The organism is Streptomyces sp. BE303 (assembly GCF_036290945.1).
Classification (GTDB): domain Bacteria; phylum Actinomycetota; class Actinomycetes; order Streptomycetales; family Streptomycetaceae; genus Kitasatospora.
On the sequence record NZ_JAQYWZ010000805.1, the window covers coordinates 1 to 19,216 of the forward strand.

Below are 19,216 nucleotides of genomic sequence, written 5' to 3' on the forward strand. Positions count from 1 at the left end.
GGCGCCCGCCCGGCTCCAAGAACCGCCGCCCCGCGAACCGCTACGACGTGGGCCTGCTCCTGGCCACCGGCGAGCCCTACCGCCGACCGGCTCATCACAAGGTCGGCACCAAACCCCGCCGCACCGGATAAATCACAAGCTCAGACCAGGTGGTCGAACTCGCCCGCCTTCACGCCCAGGATGAAGGCGCGCAGCTTCGCCTTGCTGGTGGTGACGACGAGCGCGGGGGCGTCCGACTCGCGGAGCCGGATCAGGTCCCCGTCGGCGGCGATCTCCAGGCAGGGCACGGGCGCGTCGGGGTCGAGTGTCCCCTTCTGCCAGTGCAGCGGCTCGGCGTCCGGCGTCGTGTCGTTCTCCATGGGGGCAGGCTACCGGGCGTCCGCCGGGCGGCCCGCCCCCACGGCCGTATTCAGCCGATCAGCAGGAACTTGGTGGACGGTACGCCCTGGATGTGGCTGCAGTCCCAGTTCTGGGTGGTGGCGCTGTAGGTGAAGCCGTTCGGGACCTGGCACGCCCAGAGGCCGTTGACCGGCTTGCGCAGCCGGAAGGTCGTGGCCTGGGTCCCCTGGTTGAGGCTGCACCCGCTCGTGTAGGTGATCAGGTCGTAGGTGAAGGCGGGGGTGCCCATGCAGGCGGTGAGGCCGTCGTACGGCGTCCGCAGGCGGTACGCGTTGGAGGTCACGCCGGGCTGCTGGCTGCAGGCGCTGCCCCAGGTGATGGCGTCGTAGACGAAGCCGGGCGCGCTGGTACAGGCGGTCAGGCCGTCGACGGGGGTGCGCAGGTGGAACTGCGGCGCGTTCCAGCTGCCGGAGCTGCAGGTCCGGTTCATGGACACCTGGTCGTAGGTGTACCCGGACGGGACGGAGCAGGCCCAGGCGCCGTCCAGCCCGGTCGTGGTGGCCGAGGCGGTGGTCGCGGCGGCGGCGCCGGAGAGCAGCAGCGCCAGGGCGGCGAAGGCGGCGAGCAGCAGGCGCACGGGGGCGCGGCGGGGGGCGTGTGCGGTGAACATGGGTCTCCCTTGTTGGGTGGCCGGGGTTGCACGGAATCGCACGGGTGACGCAGGTGGCACGGGTGGCACGACGCGCCACGGACGGGCGCGGGGTTGCGCGGTGACGCGGTGGTGCCGGGGTGCGGTGCAGGGTGAGCGTTCACACCCGATGCCGGTTCTAGCACGCCCGCGCACACCGGTACCCGGACGTCCCGGTCCGGACGGTCACTCCCCGGTCCGCCGTCTACGCGCGACGCACGGTTCCTCCGGCCGGCCTCAGCCGATCAGCGCCGCGGCCTCCTGCCGCGCCTGGCGGAGCCACTGCGCGCGGACGTCGTCGGACGAGTCCGTCACGGTGCGGAACACCCGCCGGCGCACGTCGGTGACGCCCACGTACGGCAGGACGCAGGCCGCCCAGATCCGTTGCAGCGGATCCCCGAACTCCTCGCGTTCGCGGTCCTCCGGGGTGTCCGAGGTGTTCAGCACCAGTGCCCGTCCGGCCCGCAGCAGCCCGACCGGCTCGCCGTCCGCCGTGCCCAGCTTGTAGGCCACTCCCGGGACCAGCACCCGTTGCACCCAGCCGGTGAGCACGGCGGGCGGCATGCCCCACCAGTTCGGGTGGATCAGGACCAGCGCGTCCAGGGCGGCCACCTCGGCCCGGTGGAGGGCGAGTAGGGGATCACCGGCCCCCGGCCGCTGCGGCCCGTGCTCGGCCACGGTCTCCGTCTCCTCGGGGGTCAGCAGCGGGGAGAACCCCTCCGCGTACAGGTCGTGCGCGACGACCTCGCAGCCGCGCCGTTCCCGCAGCTCGTCGACGACGGCCCCGAACAGCGCGTGGTTGAAGCTGCCCGTCCGAGGGTGCGCCAGATAGACCCCGATCCGCATCATGTCCCTTTTCCCCTAGGCCGGTTGTTTCTGGCGGCGATGCTAGCCCCGATAGGGTCGGGGACCATGACCGAACCGGAGTTCCTGACCGCGGCCCGGGCGTTCTACGACGCGGTGGCCGTCGACTACGCCGACCGCTACCGCGACGAGCTGGCGGCCGAGCCGCTGGACCGGGCGATGCTGGCGGCCTTCGCCGAGCTGGTGGGCGACGGCCGGGCGGTCGAACTCGGCTGCGGACCGGGCCGGGTGACCGATCACCTGGCCCGGCTGGGCCTGGACGTCTCGGGCCTCGACCTCTCCCCGCGCATGGTCGAGCTGGCCCGGGCCACCTATCCCGGGCTCCGGTTCGAGGTCGGCTCCTTGCTGGAACTCCCCTACGCCGACGGCGAGCTGGCCGGAGCGGTGGCCTGGTACTCGATCATCCACACCCCGGAGGAGCACCTGCCCCGGGTCTTCGCCGAGTTCCACCGCGTCCTCGCGCCCGGCGGCCACCTCCTGCTGGCCTTCCAGGTCGGCGACCGGCCGTTGCGTGTCGACCGGCCGTTCGGCCACCCGGTGGTCCTGGACTTCCGCCGCCGGCAGCCCGACCACGTCACGGCACTGGCCGCCGGGGCGGGCCTGACGGTCGCCGCCCGCCTGGTCCGCGAGCCGGTGGGCGAGGACAAGACCCCGCAGGCGTTCCTGCTCGCGCACAGGCCGGGCTGAGGCACGGCCCGTGGACCGGCCCGAGGCGCGTCCCTCTCCCCTGCGCGGCGTGCCCGGGCTCCGGGGGGTGCCGCGCGCCCGGGCGCGCGACATGCCATGATCCCTGCATGGGTTCCAACGTTTACTTCGACATCACCATCGACGACAAGCCGGCCGGCCGCATCGTCTTCACGCTCTTCGATGACATCGTCCCGAAGACCGCCCAGAACTTCCGCGAGCTGGCCACCGGCCAGCACGGCTTCGGCTACGAGGGCTCGTCCTTCCACCGCATCATCCCGGCCTTCATGCTCCAGGGTGGCGACTTCACCCGTGGTGACGGCACCGGTGGCAAGAGCATCTACGGCGAGAAGTTCGCGGACGAGAACTTCAAGCTCAAGCACACCAAGCCGGGCCAGCTCTCGATGGCCAACGCGGGCAAGAACACCAACGGCTCGCAGTTCTTCATCACCACCATCGTGACCAACTGGCTGGACGACAAGCACGTCGTCTTCGGCGAGGTCGTCGAGGGCCTGGACCTGGTGAAGACGATCGAGGCGCTCGGTTCGGCCAGCGGCCGCCCGTCGGCCAAGGTCACCATCGCCGCTTCCGGCATCGTGGAGTAGGGGCCGGTCCCTTTCACCGCAATCGGACGCGGCCCGCACCATGCGGGCCGCGTCCGCGCTTTTTCCGGCCCGGCCGGCCCCGCGCGGCCCGTCAGACGGCTGCGGCGACGGCTGCGGCGACGAAGAGCACCTGGAGCGCGGTGCGGGCGGGCAGCGGGGTGACCGGCCTCCCCGCGAGGGTCAGGCGGTGGCGGGCCGCGTGGACGTTGGCCGGGAACATCGCGAGCATCAGCAGGGCGAGTCCGGCGGCGGCGAAGGGCGCGAGCGGGGGCACCAGGAGTCCGGCGGCGCCGGCCAGCTCCAGCACGCCGGTGACGGTGACGAGCAGCGCGGGGGCGGGGAGCGCCGGCGGGACCATCGCGACGAACTGGCGGCGCCAGGACGGGACGAAGTGCGGCACGCCGGTGGTGACGAACATCAGCGCCAGGGCGCCGCGGACGGCGGGCTGCCAGGCGTCGAGGCCGTCTACGGCGATCAGGCCGAGCAGGCGGAGGACGGCGAAGCCGCCGACGAGCGCGATCAGGGGGGCCATGGTCGGACTCCAATCTTGTCACTGGAAAGATTGCCCCCCGGAGGTAAACTTGTCAATGACTAGATAAGGTGGGGGATCACCCAGGAGAGGAACGGACATGGCGACGACCGACCAGGAGCGACCGGGCTACCACCACGGGAACCTGCGGCGGGCGGTACTGGACGCCGCGCTGGCCGCCGTCGCCGAGTCCGGGCCGTCGGGGTGGAGCCTGCGCGAGCTGGCACGGCGGGCGGGGGTGTCGCACGCCGCGCCGGCGCACCACTTCGGCGACAAGGCGGGCGTGCTGACCGCGGTGGCGGCGGAGGGGTTCGAGCTGTTCGCGGACAGCCTGGAGCGCGCGGCGGGGGACCCGTTCGGGGCGGGGGTGGCGTACGTGCGGTTCGCGGTCGACCACCGGGCGTACTTCGAGGTGATGTTCCGGCCGGAGCTGTACCGGGCGGACGACCCGGAGATGGCCGCGGCGAGGGAGCGGGCGGGCGCGGTGCTGGCGGCGAGTGGCCGGAAGCTGTCGCCGTCGGGGGGCGCGGACCGGCTGTCGACGATCGCGGCCTGGTCGCTGGCGCACGGCTTCGCCGCCCTCTGGCTGAACGGCGCCCTGCCGGAGAGCCGGGGCGAGGCGGACGTCGAGGAGTTGGCGCGGGCGGTGCTGGAGCTGGTGTTCGCCCGCCCGGCGTAGGGGGCGGGAAGCGGGAGGCCGGACGGGTCGGCCCCCCGCTCCGGAGCCTTCGGCGGGCCGCCCGCGCGCCGTCGAGCGCGAAGTCGAGTGCGTCGTCGGAGCGTCGTCGCGCGGCGACGGTGCGACGTCAGCGGCGCTCGATCACGACCGACTCGACGACCACGGCGTCGAGCGGGAGGTCGCCCGGGCCGGTGGGGGTGGCGGCGACGGAGTCGACGACCTTCCGGCCGGCCTCGTCGGCGACCTCGCCGAAGATGGTGTGCTTGCGGTTCAGGTGCGGGGTCGCGCGGACGGTGATGAAGAACTGCGAGCCGTTGGAGTTGGGGCCCGAGTTGGCCATCGCCAGCAGGTAGGGCTTGGTGAAGAAGAGCTCGGGGTGGAACTCGTCCGGGAACGAGTAGCCGGGACCGCCGGTGCCGGTGCCGAGCGGATCGCCGCCCTGGATCATGAAGCCGGGGATGACCCGGTGGAACGTGGTGCCGTCGTAGAGCCGGGCGGTGCTCGGCTCCCCGGTCGCCGGATCGGTCCACTCCCGGGCGCCCTCGGCGAGTTCGACGAAGTTGCGCACGGTCTTCGGGGTGTGGAACTGGAAGAGCTTGACGGTGATGTCACCGTGGTTGGTCTTGAGGACGGCGTACAGCTGCTCGGCCACGGGATGCCTCCGGGAGTGGTGGGGAAACGTCCGCCCGATCCTGCCACGGCCCGGTGGCCCTCCGGCGAGCTCCGCTGGATCGGCCTACAGCAACCCGAGGTGGTCCAGGCCCAGGTAGGCCGGCCCGACGTCGGTGAGCAGCCCGCGCCGCAGCACGGTGGCCCTGAACTCCTCCAGCGGCATCGTTGCGACCTCGATGAACTCGTCCCGGTCGGGCGCCGGTCGGGACGCGGGGGTGCAGTCGGTGGCGACGAAGGCGTAGCGGCGGGCGTTGGAGTAGGCGTCGTGCCAGGCGGCGGCCGCGAGTTCGACGGTGCCCCGGTAGCCGGTCTCCTCGGCGAGTTCGCGGGACGCGGCGTGCTCCGGCGCCTCGCCGGGTTCCACCACGCCGCCCGGCAGCTCGTACAGCAGGGCCTGCGGGCCGGGCCTGAACTGCCTGGTCAGGAGGATCCGCCGGTCCGGGGTCAGGGCGACGACGGTGGCGGCCGAGTACTCGTTCGCGAGGTGGTAGACGCCCTCGCGGCCGTCCGGGAGGGCGAAGGTCACCCGGTCCGTGCCGCGTCCGTACGCGCTGTGGATCGGCTCCCGGTGGAGCTCCCGCCAGTGTGCGTCGCCCATTCGGGACCGACCTCCTCCACGTGGTGTGCACGCGCAGAATAGCCGCGCACCGACCGGTTCGGGCGGGTTCGTCGGAATCACGGATCGCGACCGTCCGTGCACCGTAGGCTGCCCTGGCGCGGGTGGATCACCGGTTCCGGGGTGCCCGCTGCCGACCAACTCAGCTCTCCGGCAAGGTGGTTCCACCCATGAGTCAGTCGAGTCGACGCAGGGACGACGCCGAGGTGACGTTCGAGCAGGTGACCGTCCTGTCCTTCGAGGCGCACAGGGGCACCCGTGTCGACCGCCAGGGCCGCGTGCTGCTCGTCGACGAGCCGGCGAACCTGACCCGCATCCCGGTGCGGATCGTGCGCGAGGGCATGACGCTCAAACGGGTCGCCGGCTACTGGGTCACCTGGGCGGAGTGGTTCGGGCCGGACGACATCCGCAACCACGCCCGCTGGGTGCCCGAGGAGGAGTACGTCCGCCCGGGCGAGGGCAGCGTCGAGGGCCGGTTGGACGTCAAGGTGGCCGCCTACTGGGCCTGTGACCGGGGGGACGGCCGGGCGCGGATCCGGACCAGCGAGACGGTGATCGCCTTCCGGCCCGGCGAGACCCTCCGCGAGCTCGTCCTGGAGCGCCCCGAGCCGCACCACCCGGCCACCCTCGTGGTGCACCTGGCGGATGCCTGGTGGACCGGCGGCGCCGGTGGGCCGGAGATCCACTACGGGTTCGCCGGCGAGACGGAGGGGTGCGACGGGGAGGGCGAGCCGGTCCAGCGGTACGCGGAGTGCGCCACGGGCCACCTCCGGCAGATCGTCGTCCCCTGATCGGTCCGGTCCGGTCCGCGCCGCCGGGTCACCGGGCGCCGGCGCCTAGGGTCCCGTCACCGCCGCCACCGCCTGCGGCGCCACGCGCGGTCGCTCACCGTCCCATCCCGCCCGCGTCCCCACCTTGCGGGCGGGGGCGCCGGCCCAGACCTCGCCCGGGCCGGTGGAACGGGTGAGCACCGCGTTGGCGCCGACGACGGTGCCCGCCCCCACGGTCAGCACGCCCTCCTTGCAGACCACCTTGGCGCCCGCGCAGAGCACCGCGCCGTCCTCGACCACCACGCGGCGCATCGGGCTCAGCTCCTGCGGCACCCACGGGTCGGCCCGGCCGACGGTCACGCCGTTGTACAGCGTCACGCCCGAGCCGAGCGTGGTGTACGGGTGCAGGACGGTGCCGAAGCCGCGGTGGAAGACGACCAGGCCGGGCCCGATCTCGGCGGCGGCCGGCACCTCCATCCCGTAGACGGCGAGCGCCTCCTGGACCAGGCGGCCCAGGAGGCGGTGACGGCGGCGGTAGATCAGCGCGGTGACGAGAGACATCCACCCATTGTGTCGGGAGCGTTACACGGCGTCACGCAGGACCCGCGGTCACTTGACCTCGGGCACGGCCGTGTCGTTCTTGAAGGCCTCGAAGACCTGCTTCGCCTTGGCGGTGTCCCACTTGACCGCCGACTCCCCGGTGCTGGTCCTGAAGTCCGGGTTGGCGATCGGCACGGTGATGCTCTTGCCGCTGCCGCCGTTGACGTCCTTCATCGCGAGGAACAGCGAGCCGAGGTCGGTCAGTCCGGCGTCCTCGTCGACGATCAGGGTGCCGAGGCCGGAGGAGACCAGCGGGTAGAAGGTGAACGGGTTGAGCACCGTGGCGGGGGAGGCCGCCTGCTTGGCCAGGGCACCGAGGAACTGCTGCTGGTTGCGCATCCGGCCGAGGTCCTGGTCGGCCATCTGGTGGCGCTGGCGGACGAAGGCCAGCGACTGGGTGCCGCTGAGGGTCTGGCAGCCGGCCTTGAGGTCGAGGCCGGAGTCCTTGTCCTTGACGTCCTGCTCGATGCACATGTCCACGCCGCCGACCGAGTCGACGATGCCCACGAAGCCGGCGAAGCCGATCTCGGCGTAGTGGTCGATGCGGATGCCGGTGTTCATCTCGACGGTATGCGCCAGCAGCTTCCCGCCGCCCAGCGCGAAGGCCGAATTGATCTTCGCGGGAGCGGACTTGACGGTCTTGCCGTTGTCGCCCGGGTGGTCCGGGATCGGCACCCACGAGTCGCGCGGGATGCTCATCAGGGTGTTCCCGTTCTCCCCGACGTGCAGGACCATCATCGAGTCACTGCGCTTGCCGCCCGCGTGACCGGTGTGAAGGTCCTCCTCCTGAGAGTCGGAGAGGCCGTTGCGGCTGTCGGAACCGACGATCAGCCAGTTGGTGCCCTTGCCCGCGGCGGGGCGGCCGGGGTAGTCGGCGAGCACGTTCTCGTGGTTGAGCTTGGAGTCCGCCCAGAACCAGGTGGAGACGGTCGTGACCATCAGCGCGATCAGGACGCCGAAGACCGACCACTTGACGATCCGGCGCCGCGGCCAACGCGACGGACGGGCGGCCGAGGGCGGCTGGGAGCCGCCGGGGGTTATCGGCCCCCCGGGTGCGCCGGGGCCGCCGGGCGTCCCCTGCGGGGGTACCCCCGGTCGCCCGTCGGGCTGCCCGTACTGCTGCGGCCGGCCGTAGCCCTGGGCCGGCCCGTACCCGGGCGGCTGCGGCTGACCGCCGCCCGGCCGCCCGCCGCCCGCCGGCTGCCCGTACTGCTGGGGCGGGGACTGCGGCTGCCGGGGCGCCGGGGCGCCCGGGCCGCGCGGGTTCATCGAGGAGGGCAGCGGCGGCTCGGCCTGGGCGCCGCCACCGCTCTGCCCGTACGCGCCGCCACCGCCACCGTTGCCGCTGCCGTACGAGTTCCCGCCGCCACCGGGGCGGCCCTCCTGCCACGTGTTCATGTGGGAGAGGATGCCCGACGCCGGGTGCGGTGACTCCCCCCGGGGCCCTCACCAGGACCCTTGTAGCAGTTTTGATGCACGCGCCGGATCGTTCCGCGGCAAGGTCCCGGACGGGCGTACGCGGGGTGCCCGGCCCGCCACCGCACGCCACCGCCGCGCCGCGCACCGGTCGTTCGCCCGCCATGCACCGTCCGGCCCCGCCGCGCCGTCCTCCGCGGGGCCCGCCGAGCCGCTCGCGGGGCGTCCGCCGCACAGTCCGCGGGGCCTCCGGGCCGCCACCCGCCGCACCTGCCGTCTCACCATCCGTCTCACCTGGTGTTCGGCTGCCGGGACGATCCTTGACCGTCCGGAACGCTGCGTGTTTGCATGAATGCCATGGATCAGCGATGGACCCTCACGCGTCGGCGTCACGTCGACCTTCTGCGTGTGTCCTGTTCGCTCTGTTGTGGCTGACGCTCGACCGTCGAACCCGCCACTCCCTCCTCTTCTCCCCCTTCTCGACGCTGCCCGCGCAGCGCGCTGACCGCTGCCCCGCCCGGCCCGCCGTCCGTCCGGCCCGCCGCCGGGCCGGTGGGTCCGACGCCGCCGAGGTGCCGTGCCGCCCGCAGTTCCGCCCGCTTCCTCCCCGAGGTGAACCCATGGCCACCGTCCTGTCCGTCTCCGGCTCCCCGTCCGCCACCTCCCGCACCACCCGCCTGCTGCGCCACGTGGACGCACAGCTGGAGTCGCGCGGCCACCGCGTCGTCCCCTTCGAGGTGCGCAGCCTCCCGGCGCACGCCCTGCTCACCGCCGACTTCTCGCATCCGGAGATAGTGGCCGCCCTGGAGCTGTTCGCCGAGGCCGACGGCGTGGTGATCGGCACCCCGGTCTACAAGGCCGCCTACTCGGGCCTGCTCAAGACGCTGCTCGACGTGCTGCCGCAGTTCGCGCTCCGGGACAAGGCCGTCCTGCCGCTCGCCACCGGCGGCTCCACCGCGCACGTGCTGGCGGTGGACTACGCGCTGCGTCCGGTGCTCAGCTCGATGGGGGCGGGTCACATCACCCAGGGCTGGTTCGTGCTCGACCGCCACATCACCGTCCGGGAGGACGGCGCCACCGTGATCGAGCGTGAGACGGACGTGCTGCTCCGCCCGGTGGTGGACGGGTTCGCCACCGCGCTGGAGCGGCTCGCCACGCCGGTCCTGGCCTCCTGACCGGGCGTCCCGGGCCGCCCCCCGCGGCCGGTGCGGATGCGAACCGAAACGGGATGACCGAGCGTCAGAAGCGTTCCCGTACGGGCCCACCCTGAGGTGGGGCGCGGCTACCCCTAGGGGGAGGGGTGCCGCGCCCCGTACAACTACGGTTGGGCCTCTTCCTCCCGTCGGATGACGAGGACGGTGGGCCCCGACTCCTAACGTGGTTCCTGTCCCCACCCGTCCGAAACGGGCCCGCCTCTGTCGGGTCCGGGCTTCCGGTACACCGGGAGGGTGGGGCTAACTCCCGGTCAAGAACTATCCCCTGCGCGATGTCGCAGGGCAGGTGGTGAGGACGAGGCTGGGGGCAACGGGTGGGCCCACTTCTTAGGAGACGCACGTGACGACGGCAGCAGCAGCCGTGTACGACCCCCAGCTTCCCGGCGGTGCCCCTGCCGCCGCCGCCTCGGCGCGTCAGGTGACCAAGGCCTACGGTTCGGGCGAGACCAGGGTCACCGCGCTGGACGCGGTCGACGTCGACATCCAGCGCGGCCGGTTCACCGCGATCATGGGGCCCTCGGGCTCCGGCAAGTCGACCCTGATGCACTGCCTGGCCGGGCTGGACACGGTCACCGAGGGACGCATCTGGATCGGTGACACCGAGATCACCGGCCTGAAGGACAAGCAGCTCACCAAGCTGCGCCGGGACAAGATCGGCTTCATCTTCCAGGCGTTCAACCTGCTCCCGACACTGAACGCGCTGGAGAACATCACGCTCCCGATGGACATCGCCGGGCGCAAGCCGGACGCCGCCTGGCTCGACCGGGTGGTGGAGACCGTCGGCCTGGCGGACCGCCTCAAGCACCGCCCGACCCAGCTCTCCGGCGGCCAGCAGCAGCGCGTCGCGGTGGCCCGGGCGCTGGCCGCCCGCCCGGAGATCATCTTCGGGGACGAGCCCACCGGAAACCTCGACTCCCGTTCCGGCGCCGAGGTGCTCTCCTTCCTGCGCCGCTCGGTCGACGAGCTGGGCCAGACCATCGTCATGGTCACCCACGACCCGGTCGCCGCCGGCTACGCGGACCGCGTGCTCTTCCTCGCCGACGGCGTGATCGTCGACGAGATGTACGCCCCGACCGCTGATTCCGTCCTGGAGCGCATGCGCCGCTTCGACGGCAAGCGCACCAGCTGAGCGCGGGGGACACCGGACCATGCTGCTCAAGACGTCACTCAGAAGCTTCTTCGCCCACAAGGGCCGGATGCTGCTCTCCCTGGTCGCGGTCGTGCTGTCGGTCGCGTTCGTCTCCGGGACGCTGGTGTTCTCCAACACCGCGACCAGCACCTTCGACAAGCTCTTCGCCTCGACCGCCTCCGACCTCTCCGTCCAGCCGGCCAAGGCCGAGTTCGGCGAGGAGGACGACGACGCCCGGGGCAAGGCGCGGACGATACCCGTCGACACCCTCCAGAAGGTCTCCGTCGTTCCCGGCGTGAAGTCCGCGATCGGTCAGATCTTCGTCACCAACGCCGTCCTGGTCGACCCGGCCACCAACAAGAAGGTCGGCCCGACCAACGGCGCCCCGACGATGACCGGCAACTGGGCGGACACCCCGCGCAACCCGGTCGAGATCACCTCCGGTCACGCGCCGCAGGGCGCCGACCAGGTCGTGCTCGACGCCGACACGGCGAAGAAGGCCGGTCTCGCCCTCGGCGGGAAGCTGCGCGTGCTCACCGCGGACGGCAAGCACGACCTCACCATCGCCGGTATCGCCACCTTCAGGACCACCAACCCGGGCGCGGCACTGGCCTTCCTCGACACCCCGACGGCGCAGGGCCTCCTGCTGGGGCAGGCCGCCTACACCTCCGTCGAGCTGTTCGGCGACGGCAGCCGCTCCGACGACCAGCTCAAGGCCGACGCCCTCGCCAAGCTCGGCGGCGGCTACCAGGCGAAGACGGCCGCCGAGCAGAAGGAGGAGGGGGCCAAGGACGTCGGGTCCTTCCTGGACTTCATGAAGTACGCCATGCTCGGGTTCGCCGGTGTCTCGCTGCTGGTCGGCGGCTTCCTGATCATCAACACCTTCTCGATGCTGGTCGCCCAGCGCACCCGGGAGATCGGCCTGCTCCGTGCCGTCGGCGGCAGCCGCCGCCAGGTCAACCGCTCGGTGCTGGTGGAGGCACTGCTCCTCGGCGCGGTGGGTTCGACGCTCGGCATCGGTGCCGGGCTCGGCCTCGCGGTCGGCCTGATCCAGCTGATGAACGCCGCCGGCATGCACCTCAGCGCCTCGGACCTGAAGATCGGGCTGAACGTCCCGCTCGCCGGGTACGCGGTGGGCATCGTGATCACCGTGCTCGCGGCCTGGATCCCGGCCCGCCGGGCCAGCCGGATCGCGCCGATCGCCGCCCTGCGCGACCACGGGACCCCGGCCGAGGCCCGGTCCAACACCGTCCGGGCGGTCCTCGGCCTGGTGCTGACGGCGGGCGGCGGGGGCCTGCTGGTCCTGGCCGCGAAGGCGGAGAAGGCCGCCACCGGCGGCCAGTACCTGGGCCTGGGAGTGTTCCTCACCCTGGTCGGCTTCGTGGTCCTCGGCCCGCTGCTGGCCACCACCGTGGTCCGGGTGCTGGGGGCGTTCCTGCCCTCGCTGTTCGGCCCGTCCGGCAGGCTCGCCCAGCGCAACGCGATGCGCAACCCGCGGCGGACCGGCGCCACGGCCGCCGCGCTGATGATCGGACTGGCGCTGGTGATCGGTGCCTCGGTCTTCACCTCGTCGGTGATCGAGTCCACCAACCAGCAGATCGACCGCTCGGTGGGCGCCGACTACATCATCTCGGCGGGGCAGACCGGCATCACCCCGGGCATGGTCGACGCGGTGCGGAAGACCTCGGGCGTGGACCACGTCACCGAGCAGAAGTTCCTCCCGGCGGTCTTCACCACGCCGGACGGCAGGACCACGGAGGACGGCATCTCCGCCGTCTCCGCCACCTTCGCCGACGACTTCCGCCTGCCGGTCAAGGCGGGCACCGCCGAGTCGCTCAAGCAGGGCTCGCTGGCCGTCGGCGAGGACTACGCCAAGGAGCACGGCCTCAAGGTCGGCGACACCGTCAGGATCGACTACGGCAAGGGGCGCACCCAGTCGCTGCCGGTCGGGGTCGTCATGACCAAGGGCAACTCGCTCTTCGACGGCTCCACCTTCGCCGACCTCGCCGCCGTGACGAAGGCGGTCCCGGCCGCCGACCTGCCGGTCGACGCGGTGCTCTTCGGCAAGGCCGTCTCCGGGGCGGACGTCACCAAGACGCTCGCCGCACTGGAGGAGTCACTCAAGGAGTACCCGCAGGCCTCCGTCCGCGACCAGGCCGGCTACAAGGAGCTCGTCCAGGAGCAGGTCAACACCCTGCTCTACATGATCTACGGCCTGCTCGGCCTGGCGATCGTGGTCGCGGTGCTCGGCGTCGTCAACACCCTGGCGCTCTCGGTGGTCGAGCGGACCCGCGAGATCGGCCTGCTCCGGGCGATCGGGCTCTCCCGCCGCCAGCTCCGCCGGATGATCCGCCTCGAATCCGTGGTGATCGCGCTGTTCGGCGCGGTGCTCGGCACCGGCCTCGGCCTGGCCTGGGGGATCACCGGCCAGCAGGTGCTCAAGTCGCAGGGGCTGGAGGCGCTCGCCGTCCCGGTCGGGACGATCGTCGCCACGCTGGCCGCCTCGGTGGTCATCGGCCTGCTGGCCGCCCTCGTCCCGGCCTTCCGGGCCGGTCGGATGAACGTCCTCTCGGCCATCGCGACGGACTGACCCGGTCCGTCCGGGGTCGGACCGGTCCGACCCCGGACGGACTCCCGAGGGCGTCCCCCCGGTCGGGGGGCCGGGGGGACGCCCGGCAGGAAGGGGCAGGGTGCCGATGCGCACCCTGCCCCTTCCCGTCCGTCCGCGGCTGCCCTGCTTCCCTGCCTCCCGCGCACCTCCGGGGGCGGGGGAGTGGCGGTTCGGGCCCGACTCAGGGGCAGATGATGTCGCTCGCCCGCCCGGCCCCCGCGGCCGTGTCGGCCGCCGCCGCGCCGGTGCCCGCGCCGGGTGCCTGGGCGGTCGGCGCAGGCGGCGGCGGTGCCGGCACCGCCGCCGAGGGACTCACTACCGAGGGACTCACTACCGAGGGACTCACTACCGAGGGACTCACCGTCTTCGCGCCGAGCGAGGGGCTTGCGGGCGGCGGGCTCCCGAGCGGCGGGCTCCCGAGCGAGGGGCTTGCGGGCGGCGGGCTCCCGAGCGGCGGGCTCCCGAGCGAGGGGCTTGCGGGCGGCGGGCTTGCGGCCGCCGGGTAGTCCCCGCCCACGTACACCTGCAGCGTCGGCCCCAGCCCCGGGACGGGCGTCAGCTCGGCCTCCGGCAGCGCGCCGGACAGCGTCCGGGCCGACTCGGCCCAGCGCGGGTCGTACCGGATCACGCTCCGTCCGCCCGCCGTCCCGACCGGGGCGTTGGACGGCGCACCGGTGGTGGCGAAACCGGCCCGCCGCAGATCGGCGTCGGCCCGGGCCCCCAGCCCGGCGACCCCCGCCGCGTTGAACACCTGGACGTGCACCTGCTCGGGGGCGACGGCCGGCACCGCCGTGGGCGTCGCCGGCGGCGTCGCCGCGGCCGGTCCGGAAGCGCCGGACGGCGCGGCGGAGGCCGTCGCCTCCGTCGGCGGCCGTCCGGCCCGTACCGCGTCGAACAGCGCCCGCGCCCCGGCCCGGTCCCAGAGCACCGTCGAGCCCCACCCGGGGACCTGGTGGTCCACCGCGGACAGCGGCACGGTCGCGAAGTCGGCCCGCCCGGCGGTGAGGTCCTTCATCCGGGTCGCCAGGGTGATCAGGTCGTCCGCCGTGAGGCCCTTGTCGGCCTTGACCGAGCCGAGGACGCTGTCGGTCACCCGGGCCAGCCGGACCGGGCTGAGCAGGGTGCCGCCGCTGGTCAGCTGGTGCAGCAGCTGGGCGACGAGCTTCTGCTGCCGGTGCATCCGGCCCAGGTCGGAGCTGCCGTCCAGGTGCCGGGCCCGGACGTACTTGAGTGCCCCGGCGCCGTCCAGGGTGCTGGTGCCGGCGGGCAGGTCGAGGCCGGAGTACTCGTCCTTGAGCGGCTTGGCGGTGCAGACCCGCACCCCGCCGACGGCGTCCACGGCGGAGACGAACCCGGCGAAGTTCACCTGTAGGTAGTGGTCGATCCGCAGCCCGGTGTTCTGTTCGACGGTGGCGACGGTCAGCTGCGGCCCGCCCAGCCCGTACGCGGCGTTGATCCTTCCCTTGCCGGCCGGGACCTCCTTGCGGGTGACCCGGTCCCGGTGGGCGGGGATGTCGACGTAGGAGTCGCGGGGGATGCTGATCACAGTGGCCCGCGAACCGTCCCCGGAGAGCTGGACGATCATCATCGTGTCCGTGCAGTGGCAGGACTCGCCGCCGGCGTGCAGCACGTCCTTGAGCGTCCGCTCCGGGATGCCGTCACGCTCGTCGGTGCCGACCACCAGGAAGGTGGTGGAGCCGTCGTCGGCCGGCCGGGCCTGGTCGTTGCTGAAGGCGTCCACCCGGTCGATCGAGCCGAGGCCGTGCAGGAGCGCCCAGCCGCCGCCGGAGGTGGCGAGGACGCTGAGGGCGATGCCCGTGGCCAGCCGGCGGGGCCATGGACGGTGCCGTCGGGGCTGGGCCCCGGACCGGGCGTGGAGGGGGGAGACGGGCATCTCTCGGATGGTAGGGGCGCCCTCCCCCGGGCCGGGTGAGGGCGCGCCGTGGCCTGGGAGTACGGTGGGCCTCGATCGGTGAAACGTTCCTCCGGCCGCCCCGGACCCCGGGGCCTGCGGAGCAGCCCGGACCGGGACAGGACGGCGGCCCGCCCGCACCGGTACGGTTGGCCCCGATGAACACCAAGGCTGCTGAGGAGCTGCCGGCGGTCTCCGTGATCATGCCGGTGCTCAACGAGGAACGACACCTGCGCACGGCCGTCCGGCACATCCTGGAACAGGACTACGCCGGCCCGATGGAGGTGGTGATCGCCCTCGGTCCGTCCTCCGACCGCACCGCGGAGATCGCCGCCGAACTGACCGCCGAGGACCCGCGGGTACGCACCGTGGAGAACCCCACCGGTCGTACGCCCGCCGGGCTGAACGCCGCCATTCGCGGCTCCAGCCACCCGATAGTGGTCCGCGTCGACGGCCACGGCCTGCTGACCCCGGGCTACATCACCACGGCGGTCCGGCTGCTCGGCGAGATGGAGGCCGCCAACGTCGGCGGCGTCATGCACGCCGAGGGCGAGACCGAGTGGGAGAACGCGGTCGCCGCCGCGATGACCTCCAAGATCGGCGTCGGCAACGCCGCCTTCCACACCGGCGGCCTGGCCGGTCCGGCGGACACCGTCTACCTCGGGGTGTTCCGGCGCGAGGTGCTGGAGCGGCTCGGCGGCTACAACGAGGAGTTCGTGCGCGCCCAGGACTGGGAGCTGAACTACCGCATCCGGCAGGACGGCGGCCTGGTCTGGTTCACCCCGCAGCTGCGCGTCACCTACCGGCCGCGTCCCGACGTCCGGGCGCTGGCCAAGCAGTACAAGGACTACGGCCGCTGGCGCCGGGTGGTCACCCGGTACCACAAGGGCTCGGTCAACCTCCGCTACCTCGCCCCGCCGGCCGCCTTCCTCGGCGTGGTGCTCGGGCTGGTCCTCGGCGCGGCCGTCCACCCGGCCTTCCTGGCGGCGCCCGGCGCCTACCTGCTGGGCATCACCGGCGGCGCGCTGGTCGAGGGGCGCGGCCTCTCCGCCAAGGCCAAGGCGATGCTTCCGGTGGCCTTCGCCACCATGCACCTCAGTTGGGGCTTCGGCTTCCTCACCTCGCCGCGCTCGCTGGCCCGCAAGGTGATCGGCAGCAGCGCCCCGTCTCCCGGCAACGTCGTCGCCGAGCGCCGCTGACCGCGCCGCCGGCCCCTACCGCCCCACCGCCCCACCGCCCCGTGCGGTGATCCGGCCAATCCCGCGGACCCGCCCTCCCGTCCCCCCGCCCGGCGCTATCGTCGGGCGCCATGGGGACAGTCGAGGGCGGGTCCGCCGCCGTTGCCCGGGTCGAGGCCAGCGCCGACGTCGACGACCGGGCCGTGCTCGGCCCCGGCACCACCGTCTGGCACCTGGCCCAGGTGCGTGAGGACGCGGTGATCGGCGCCGACTGCATCATCGGCCGGGGTGCCTACGTCGGCCCCGGCGTACGGATCGGCGACCGGGTCAAACTGCAGAACCACGCGCTGGTGTACGAGCCGGCGGTGGTCGAGGACGGCGTCTTCGTCGGCCCGGCCGCGGTGCTCACCAACGACCTCTACCCGCGCTCGGTGGACGTCGACGGCCGGCTCAAGCGCGGCGACGACTGGGACGCCCGTGGGGTGACGCTCCGCCGGGGCTGCTCGATCGGCGGTCGTGCCGTCCTGGTCGCCGGGGTGACGGTCGGCCGCTGGGCGCTGGTCGCCGCCGGTGCGGTGGTGCACCGGGACGTCCCGGACTTCGCGCTGGTGGCCGGTGTCCCGGCCCGTCGGATCAAGTGGGTCGGCCGGGCCGGCGAGCCGCTGGAGCCAGCCGGCGAGGGCCGGTGGCGCTGCCCGCGCACCGGTGAGGAGTACCGGGAGACGGACGGCGTGCTCACGCCCGCCGGGCCAGAGCCGGACCCGGCCCCGGCCCCGGAAGCGCCGCCGCCACATCAGCCGTAACACCCGCAGCATCCCCGGCGCTCCGCACTCCGGGAGCGCCGAGCAACCCGACGGACCCAGGCGCGGACCCGGGCGCGGACCCGGGCGAGGGCCAGGACGCGGACCCTGGCGCAGGTCCGGGTCCACACGGCCGCAGGAGCGCTACTTCGCGCAGACGTCGGTGTCGTCCGCCTGGACCCGCTGGAGGTCCTTGGGCGCCTCGGTCGGCACCGCGCTCGGCGTCCCGACCTGGGCCTGGGCCGTCGGCAGGTCCTTGCCGAGCACCACCACCAGCCCGTCCTTCGCCCCCGCCTTCGGGTCCGCCTTGACCGCGTCGGCCGGCAGGCCCAGCGCGGTGGCCAGCGCGGCCGCCTCGTCGGCCTTCCCGACCGGGTGGGAGACCGTGGTGGTCGGCACGGTGGTGGCGTTGGCACCTGTCGCGGCCTTGGCGAAGCCCTGCGTCCGGAGCCGGTCCACGGCCTGCTGTGCCTGTCCCGGCGTCCCGGTGCCGTTGCGCACCGTCACCCGGACGCTTTTCGCGTCCGCGGCCGCCGCGGCCGTCGAGGGAGCCGCCGCGGCAGCGGACGACGGGGTGGCGGACGGTGCCCCGGCCGCGGGTGCGGTCTCCGGAGTCGCGGGCGCGGCCGTCCCGGTCAGCGACCGGTCGTTCCCGATCATCGAGAAAAGCTGCCCGGCGTCCGGCTGCTTGGCCACCAGCCGGTTCTCGTCCGCCGGGTCGTCCACCACCGGCACCGTGGCGAAGGTGATGTGCTCGGTGTCGACCTTGCTGACGTCCAGTGCGAGGTCCTTCAGCTTGTCGACGCTGCCGATCCCCGAGTCGACGGTGAGCGCCTTGGTGGCGGCGTCCGCGAGCTTCCACAGCTTGGCCGGGTTGGTCAGGGTGTCGCTGCTCTTCACCGCGCGGATCATCGAGCTGATGAACTGCTGCTGGAGCGGGATCCGGGTGAGGTCGCCGCCCAGTCCGACGGCGTGCCGGGTGCGGACGAAGGCGAGTGCCTCGTCGCCCTGGACGACGTGCCGGCCCTTGCTCATCCTCAGGTGCGAGTCCGGGTCGTTGATGTCCTTGGCCGCGCACACCTCGACGCCGCCGACGGCGGTGGAGAGCGTCTTCACGGCGTCGAAGTTGACCATCACGAAGTGGTCGACGCGGATCCCGGTCAGTTTCTCGACGGTCTTCCAGGTGCAGCCCGGGTCGCGGCCTTCCTGGCCGAGGCTGTTGTTGAACATCGTGCGCGCAGAGCCGGGGATCGTCTTTCCGTCCGCGGTCCGGCACTCCGGGACTTCCACCATCAGATCGCGCGGAATGCTGATCGCGGTCGCATTGCTGCGGTCCTTGGCCACGTGGAACAGCATCGTGGTGTCGGCGTGCCCGGCGCTGCCCTCGTCGCCGTACTCGCGGCCCAGACCCTCCCGGCTGTCGGTGCCGATGACCAGGACGTTGAGCGCGTCACTGGTGGCCTTGGGCCGCTCCGCCTCGTCGCCCAGCTGCACCTTGACGGCGGTGATGTTGTTGTTGAAGTGCTGGTACGCGTAGTAGGCGCCGCCACAGCCCGCCACCAGGACCAGCGCGCCGATCCCGCCGGTCCACTTCAGCAGCCGCCGGCGACGGTTGCGCTTCCTGGCGCCGGCCCGGCGGTGGGCGGCGCGCCCGCCGGTGCGGGCCTGGTGCGGGACGGTCGCGGGCGTCCCGCCCGCCCCGTCCGCCGCGGTCGGTCCGGGCCGGGCACGACGGCGCTGGGCGGGGATGCCGGCGGCCGGGTCGAGCCGGTACTGGCCGGTGTCCGGGTCGAGCACCCACTGGTCGGCGGGGTCGACGTCGTGGCTGTCCTGCTGCACGGGCTTTCCCCTCCCTCCGACCGGTCCACCGGCGGTTCGCGAATTGCGCGACCGACTCGGACACCCTAGAC

The 19,216-nt window shown here is 73.1% G+C and carries 20 protein-coding genes; 10 read left to right on the plus strand and 10 right to left on the minus strand.

The features are described from left to right. Positions 1–140: 140 nt before the first annotated feature. From PUR56_RS26840 to PUR56_RS26850, 3 genes are all read right to left on the minus strand, one after another. Positions 141–359 (minus strand): DUF397 domain-containing protein, encoded by a 219-nt coding sequence (locus tag PUR56_RS26840; protein ID WP_329882746.1) that lies wholly within the window; start codon positions 357–359, stop codon positions 141–143. Between the two features lie 50 nt (positions 360–409). Continuing rightward, positions 410–1,009, minus strand: coding sequence for a hypothetical protein (locus PUR56_RS26845; protein WP_329882747.1), 600 nt, complete (start codon positions 1,007–1,009; stop codon positions 410–412). A 255-nt stretch (positions 1,010–1,264) separates the two neighbouring features. Continuing rightward, the gene (locus tag PUR56_RS26850) at positions 1,265–1,876 is read right to left on the minus strand and encodes an NAD(P)H-dependent oxidoreductase (protein ID WP_329882748.1); all 612 of its coding nucleotides are present in this window, start codon (positions 1,874–1,876) and stop codon (positions 1,265–1,267) included. Positions 1,877–1,939: 63 nt separating this feature from the next. Here PUR56_RS26850 and PUR56_RS26855 point away from each other — a divergent pair, with 63 nt between their 5' ends. After that, positions 1,940–2,578: a class I SAM-dependent DNA methyltransferase gene (locus tag PUR56_RS26855; protein ID WP_329882749.1), complete on the plus strand. Its 639-nt coding sequence runs from the start codon at positions 1,940–1,942 to the stop codon at positions 2,576–2,578. A gap of 107 nt (positions 2,579–2,685) precedes the next feature. Continuing rightward, on the plus strand, positions 2,686–3,180 hold the full coding sequence (locus PUR56_RS26860) for a peptidylprolyl isomerase (protein ID WP_329882750.1): 495 nt from the start codon (positions 2,686–2,688) through the stop codon (positions 3,178–3,180). 91 nt (positions 3,181–3,271) lie between these two features. On the opposite strand, the gene PUR56_RS26865 is transcribed toward PUR56_RS26860, so the two are convergent. Continuing rightward, positions 3,272–3,712 (minus strand): DoxX family protein, encoded by a 441-nt coding sequence (locus PUR56_RS26865; RefSeq protein WP_329882751.1) that lies wholly within the window; start codon positions 3,710–3,712, stop codon positions 3,272–3,274. 97 nt (positions 3,713–3,809) lie between these two features. Between PUR56_RS26865 and PUR56_RS26870 the strand changes: the two genes are divergently transcribed. Further along, a complete protein-coding gene (locus PUR56_RS26870) occupies positions 3,810–4,388 on the plus strand; it encodes a TetR-like C-terminal domain-containing protein (RefSeq protein ID WP_329950801.1) in 579 nt (192 codons plus the stop codon). A gap of 127 nt (positions 4,389–4,515) precedes the next feature. Here PUR56_RS26870 and PUR56_RS26875 read toward each other — a convergent pair whose 3' ends face one another. After that, positions 4,516–5,040: a peptidylprolyl isomerase gene (locus PUR56_RS26875; protein WP_329950802.1), complete on the minus strand. Its 525-nt coding sequence runs from the start codon at positions 5,038–5,040 to the stop codon at positions 4,516–4,518. Between the two features lie 84 nt (positions 5,041–5,124). Further along, a complete protein-coding gene (locus tag PUR56_RS26880; protein WP_329950803.1) occupies positions 5,125–5,658 on the minus strand; it encodes an NUDIX hydrolase in 534 nt (177 codons plus the stop codon). Between the two features lie 188 nt (positions 5,659–5,846). Here PUR56_RS26880 and PUR56_RS26885 point away from each other — a divergent pair, with 188 nt between their 5' ends. After that, positions 5,847–6,467 (plus strand): hypothetical protein, encoded by a 621-nt coding sequence (locus tag PUR56_RS26885; RefSeq protein ID WP_329950804.1) that lies wholly within the window; start codon positions 5,847–5,849, stop codon positions 6,465–6,467. 45 nt (positions 6,468–6,512) lie between these two features. On the opposite strand, the gene PUR56_RS26890 is transcribed toward PUR56_RS26885, so the two are convergent. After that, positions 6,513–7,007: a hypothetical protein gene (locus PUR56_RS26890; protein ID WP_329882756.1), complete on the minus strand. Its 495-nt coding sequence runs from the start codon at positions 7,005–7,007 to the stop codon at positions 6,513–6,515. 48 nt (positions 7,008–7,055) lie between these two features. Next, positions 7,056–8,444 carry an LCP family protein gene (locus PUR56_RS26895; protein WP_329950805.1) on the minus strand — a complete coding sequence of 463 codons (1,389 nt, stop codon included), beginning with the start codon at positions 8,442–8,444 and terminating at the stop codon, positions 7,056–7,058. A gap of 375 nt (positions 8,445–8,819) precedes the next feature. Here PUR56_RS26895 and PUR56_RS43590 point away from each other — a divergent pair, with 375 nt between their 5' ends. The 4 genes from PUR56_RS43590 (at position 8,820) to PUR56_RS26910 (ending at position 13,395) form a co-directional block, all read left to right on the plus strand. After that, positions 8,820–8,897 carry a putative leader peptide gene (locus PUR56_RS43590; RefSeq protein ID WP_376098469.1) on the plus strand — a complete coding sequence of 26 codons (78 nt, stop codon included), beginning with the start codon at positions 8,820–8,822 and terminating at the stop codon, positions 8,895–8,897. Positions 8,898–9,082: 185 nt separating this feature from the next. Beyond that, positions 9,083–9,637, plus strand: coding sequence for an NADPH-dependent FMN reductase (gene ssuE / locus PUR56_RS26900; RefSeq protein ID WP_329882758.1), 555 nt, complete (start codon positions 9,083–9,085; stop codon positions 9,635–9,637). Between the two features lie 379 nt (positions 9,638–10,016). Beyond that, positions 10,017–10,805 carry an ABC transporter ATP-binding protein gene (locus PUR56_RS26905; RefSeq protein WP_380361762.1) on the plus strand — a complete coding sequence of 263 codons (789 nt, stop codon included), beginning with the start codon at positions 10,017–10,019 and terminating at the stop codon, positions 10,803–10,805. 19 nt (positions 10,806–10,824) lie between these two features. Beyond that, a complete protein-coding gene (locus PUR56_RS26910; RefSeq protein ID WP_329950806.1) occupies positions 10,825–13,395 on the plus strand; it encodes an ABC transporter permease in 2,571 nt (856 codons plus the stop codon). A 202-nt stretch (positions 13,396–13,597) separates the two neighbouring features. On the opposite strand, the gene PUR56_RS26915 is transcribed toward PUR56_RS26910, so the two are convergent. Next, positions 13,598–15,310, minus strand: a complete 1,713-nt coding sequence (locus tag PUR56_RS26915; protein ID WP_329950807.1) for an LCP family protein — start codon at positions 15,308–15,310, stop codon at positions 13,598–13,600. Between the two features lie 176 nt (positions 15,311–15,486). Between PUR56_RS26915 and PUR56_RS26920 the strand changes: the two genes are divergently transcribed. Together PUR56_RS26920 and PUR56_RS26925 are read left to right on the plus strand one after the other, a co-directional pair. Further along, a complete protein-coding gene (locus PUR56_RS26920) occupies positions 15,487–16,527 on the plus strand; it encodes a glycosyltransferase family 2 protein (protein ID WP_329950808.1) in 1,041 nt (346 codons plus the stop codon). Between the two features lie 110 nt (positions 16,528–16,637). Continuing rightward, positions 16,638–17,309 (plus strand): acyltransferase, encoded by a 672-nt coding sequence (locus PUR56_RS26925; protein ID WP_329950809.1) that lies wholly within the window; start codon positions 16,638–16,640, stop codon positions 17,307–17,309. Between the two features lie 141 nt (positions 17,310–17,450). Here PUR56_RS26925 and PUR56_RS26930 read toward each other — a convergent pair whose 3' ends face one another. After that, positions 17,451–19,145 carry an LCP family protein gene (locus tag PUR56_RS26930; RefSeq protein ID WP_329950810.1) on the minus strand — a complete coding sequence of 565 codons (1,695 nt, stop codon included), beginning with the start codon at positions 19,143–19,145 and terminating at the stop codon, positions 17,451–17,453. Positions 19,146–19,216: the final 71 nt, after the last annotated feature.